Below are 4,444 nucleotides of genomic sequence, written 5' to 3' on the forward strand. Positions count from 1 at the left end.
ACGCGCCCCGCGGCGCATGCTCCCTTTCTTCTACGCCGGGATGATGGGGGAGGCAACTACGTGGTGGAGGCGCGGGGGAGCCGGGGGGCAGGGGAGCGGGGGAGAAAGGGAATGCAATTCTATCGGTGAGCTTGCCGCCTGCTACGCTCCCCTGCACCCCCGCTCCCCTGCCCCCCTGCTCTTTCAAGCCATCGTGCGCGGCTGCCCCGTCGCCAGCAGCACGTTGTTCCACAACCACCCCTCCGGGTCGATCTGCTTGCGCCGGTGGACGGCCAGGGGGATGGGCACGTGGGTGTACTGGTTGTTCCAGTAGCCGACGACCATGTTCGTCCGGCCGCTCATGGCGGCGTGGACGGCGTTGTAGCCCAGCAGCAGGCAGTAGGCTGAGTCATAGGCGTTGGCCGGCAGGCTGCGGATGATGTAGCTGGGGTCGATGTACTTGAGCGATACCTCCATGCCCACTTCCTTGCAGTAGGTGAGGATGGCTTGGCGCAGGTAGAGGCCGATGTCGCCCAGCTTGACGTTGCCCGAGGCGTCGCGCTCGCCGGTCTGGGCCATCAGATCATGCCCGGCCCCCTCGGCCACGGCGATGACGGCGTGGCCCCGCTCGGCCAGCCGCTCGGCCAGCGCTGGCAGGAAGGCCGCCAGCGTGAAGGGTACTTCCGGAACCAGGCAGAAGTTAACCTGGCTGTCGGCCAGGGCGGAGTAAGCGGCGATGAAACCCGACTCGCGCCCCATGAGCTTGACCAGCCCGATGCCGTTGCGGGCGGCAAGGGCCTCGCTGTGGGCACCCTCGATGGCGCGGCGCGCCTCGGAGGCGGCGGTCACGAAGCCAAAGGAGCGCTCGATGAAGGAGATGTCGTTGTCGATAGTCTTGGGTACGCCCACGACGGCGATGGACAGCCCGCGCCGCATGATCTCCTCGGCGATGGCCCCGGCCCCGCGCTGCGTCCCGTCGCCGCCGATGGTGAACAGGAGGCTGACGCCGCGCGCCACCAGCGCATCGACCATGACGCCGATGTCCTGGCTGCCGCGCGACGTGCCCAGCATTGTGCCGCCCAACTCGCCGACGTTCTCGACGCGCGCCGGGGTCAGCATCACCGGCTCGTGGCCGAAGGCAGGATTCAGCCCCTCGTAGCCGTAGCGAAAGCCGTAGATGGTCTCCACGCCGTAGTGGTAGTGCAGGCTGAGGACGATGGCCCGGATGACGTCGTTGATGCCGGGACAGAGGCCGCCGCAGGTGACGATGCCCGCCCGTAGCCCGGCCCCGTCGAAGAACAGCTGCCGGCGCGGCCCGGCCAGCTCGAACGACGGCAAGTCGCGCCCCTCCTCGATGCGCCGGCGCACCTCCACCGGATCGGTGTGAAACAGCACTCGCGCCTCATCATCTGGAAAATCGGTCAGGCGCATGGTCGTCGGCCGCGTCCCCGGCCCCAACCGATCCACTTCAAACGTGATCCCCAACTCCTCAACAGAGGCCAGACTATAGTGCTCCGACATGGGCCTTCTCCTTCTGTCAAAAGATCTGCGTAATCTGCGGATTCTTCTTTATCTTGATCTACCAACCGGCAGCGCCTCGTCGTTCGCCAGCGCATGCACGGCCACCGCATCGGCCGGCACGTCGATCAGCCAGTCAATCGGCGTCTGGGCGAAGCGTAGCGCCGCCGCCCGCGCCCGTCCATCCCGCTCGTGGGCCAGCGACCACTCGGCGGCCTCCACCAGCAGCGCCAGCGCCAGCGCCCGGCCGAGCGTCAGGGCGAAGCGGCGCGCGCCGGCCTCCAGCGCCGGCCGGTTGGCGGCCGGCTGGTTGGCCGCCACGCCGCTAACCCAGCGCAGGGCGTGGTGGACGGCGACTTCAGCCGCCTGGGCCGCGGCCAGCAGGTCAGCGTCGCGCGTTTTGCGGCTGATGGCCGTCACCTTGCGCCCCAGCGCCATCAGCCCCTCGTCGCCGTGGGCCAGCGCCCGCAGCGTGTCGAGGGCCAGCACGTTGGTCGTCCCCTCCCAGATGGGCAACACCTGGCTGTCGCGCAGCAGCAGGGGCAGGCCGGTATCCTCGACGTAGCCCGCGCCGCCGTGGGCCTCCAGCACCTCAGTCGCCACGGCCACCGCCTGCCGCCCGGTTGTCAGCTTGGCCAGCGAGGTCAGCAGCCGCAGCAGGTCGGCCTCCTCCCGGGCAATGTCGCCCGCCTCGTCCTGGCCGATGAGTTCGACCAGGAAGAAGCTGAGGTGAAAGGCGGCCTCGGCCTCGGCCTGCAACCAGGCCAGGGTATCGACGTGGAGCGGCTGGCGGGCGAGGGGCGCGCCGAACGCCTCGCGCCGCTGCGCATAGTCTCGCGTCAGGGCCAGGCCGCGCCGCATGGTGGCCGCGGCCATTACGCTGTTCCACGTCCGCGTCAGGTGCAGCATGGGCACGATGTTGCGCACGCCGTTGCCCAGTTCCATGACGGGCACGGCCGGGGCGCCATCGAGCATGAGTTCCGCCGTCGGCACCTTGCGTGTGCCCAGCTTGTCCTTCAGCCGGTTGACGGTCAGGTGGTTCAGCCGTCCGTTCTCGTCGCGCAACTCCAGGTAGAAGAGGGCCAGCCCGCGCCCGCCCGGCTCGTTGCCCTCCGGCCGGGCCAACGTCAGCGCCATCTGGGAGGTCGTGGCCGAGGTGAACCACTTGCGCCCATAGAGCCGCCACTCGTTCTCGCCGGCGCGGCAGGCGACGGTTTCGGAGCGGCCCACGTCGGAGCCGCCGGTCGATTCGGTCATCCACTGGCCGCTCGTCCAGAACGTGGCCGGGTCGCGGCTGGTCAGGTGGGGCACGGCGCGGTCGATGAGCGGCTGGTTGCGGCTGAGCAGCAATGTGCGCGCCGCGCCGTCGGTCATGGCCAGCGGGCAAGTGTACACGTCGGTAGAGGGGTGGAACAGGTAGGCCAGGGCGAACTGGTGGAGCCGGGCAAAGCGGCCATAGGTCGGGTCGTAGGCCGCGCCGACGACGCCGAACTCGGCCGCCAGCCGCTCGGCCCGCCGCCAGAGCGGCGTCACGTCGATGCGGTCAATGCGCTCGCCCCAGGCGTCCCACTGGGTCAGCGCCGGCTCATTCAACCGGTCGGCCAGTTGCAAGTCGTACAGTTCGCCGCCGGCCAACTCGCCCATCTCGCGCAGCGCCGGCTCGACCGCGGTCAGCATCTCCAGCGGCAGGCGGCGCTTCAGGTAGGCGCGCAGGACGCGGTCTGTGTCATACTGGTTGCCCAGTCGGGGGGCAGGTTGATTAAAGGGTTGAAAGAGCATGTCTGTACTCCTAGACGATCGCGTTGGCGCTCCGCAACGCCTCGATCTCAGCCTCGTTATAGCCGGCCGCGCGCAGTACCTCGCTTGTGTGCGCCCCCAGCGCCGCGCCCGTGTGCCGGTACTCAGCCGCGCCGCCGGAGAAGCGGAAGGGGCTGGCGACCTGCCGCTGCGCGCCGCCGCCCGGCCTGGGCACATCCACCACCAGGCCGCGCGCCGCCGTCTGGGGGTGGGCCAGCATCTCCGGCACGTTGAGCGCCGGCTCCACGCACACGTCGAGCGGCGCGAAGACGGCCGCCCACTCGGCCAACGGCCGGGCGGCGATGGCCGCGCGCACTTCGGCCTTGACCCGCGCCTGTTCCGCCTCGTCCAGCCCCAGGCCGGGCGCGACGAGATCGGGCCGGCCGATGGCGGCGCAGAACCCCTCCCAGAACTTCGGCTCCAGGCTGCCCACGGATAGCCAGCGGCCGTCGGCCGTCTCGTAGAGGTCATAGGCGCGCCCGCCGTTGAGAGCCATGCTTTCCGCTTCGGGCGTCTCCCCGGCGACGAGGGTGTGGCTAATCAGGTGGGCCTGCCAGGCGACCATGAGATCGAACATGCTGACGTCTACGAACTGACCGCAACCGGTGGCGTCGCGGTGGACGACGGCCGCCAGCAGCCCGACCAGCGCCCCGAACGCCCCGCCGCCCACGTCGGCGACCTGGATGCCCAGGGGAGGCGGGCCGCTCGCCCGCCGGCCGCTGTAGCTGAGCGCGCCGGAGAGGGCCAGGTAGTTGTTGTCGTGCCCCGCCCGGTCGCGCAGGGGGCCGGTCTGGCCGTAGCCGGTCAGGGCGCAATAGATGAGCGCCGGGTTGAGCGCCCGCAGCGCCTCGTAGCCGATGCCCAGCCGATCCATCACGCCTGGCCGGAACTGCTCGATGACGATGGTATAGCCGCCCGGTCTGACCAGCCGGCGCACCACCTCGACCGCCTCCGGCCGCTTCAGATCGAGGCCCAGCGAGCGCTTGTTGCGGTTGAGGACGCCGTGCCAGGCAGAGGCGTCGCCGTCGTAGGGGGGCAGGAAGCGCACCATGTCGGGCCGGTTGGGCGCTTCGACGCGCACCACGTCCGCGCCCAGGTCGGCCAGCATCATCGTGGCGAAAGGGCCGGGAAGGAGGGTGGTGAAGTCGAG

General features: G+C 70.1%; 3 protein-coding genes. All 3 read right to left on the reverse strand.

Going from position 1 to position 4,444, the window contains the following annotated elements; genetic code table 11:
• Positions 1-183 precede the first annotated feature (183 nt).
• Positions 184-1,500, reverse strand: a complete 1,317-nt coding sequence (locus ACE3UY_RS19705) for an ATP-dependent 6-phosphofructokinase (protein WP_374689186.1) — start codon at positions 1,498-1,500, stop codon at positions 184-186.
• A 48-nt stretch (positions 1,501-1,548) separates the two neighbouring features.
• Positions 1,549-3,276, reverse strand: a complete 1,728-nt coding sequence (locus tag ACE3UY_RS19710) for an acyl-CoA dehydrogenase family protein (protein ID WP_374689187.1) — start codon at positions 3,274-3,276, stop codon at positions 1,549-1,551.
• Between the two features lie 10 nt (positions 3,277-3,286).
• Positions 3,287-4,444 (reverse strand): CaiB/BaiF CoA transferase family protein (locus ACE3UY_RS19715; protein ID WP_374689188.1); only part of this gene is annotated, 1,158 nt, incomplete at its 5' end.

The sequence above is a fragment of the Promineifilum sp. (SeqCode) genome, from assembly GCF_041918635.1.
Taxonomy (GTDB): Bacteria; Chloroflexota; Anaerolineae; order Promineifilales; family Promineifilaceae; genus Promineifilum.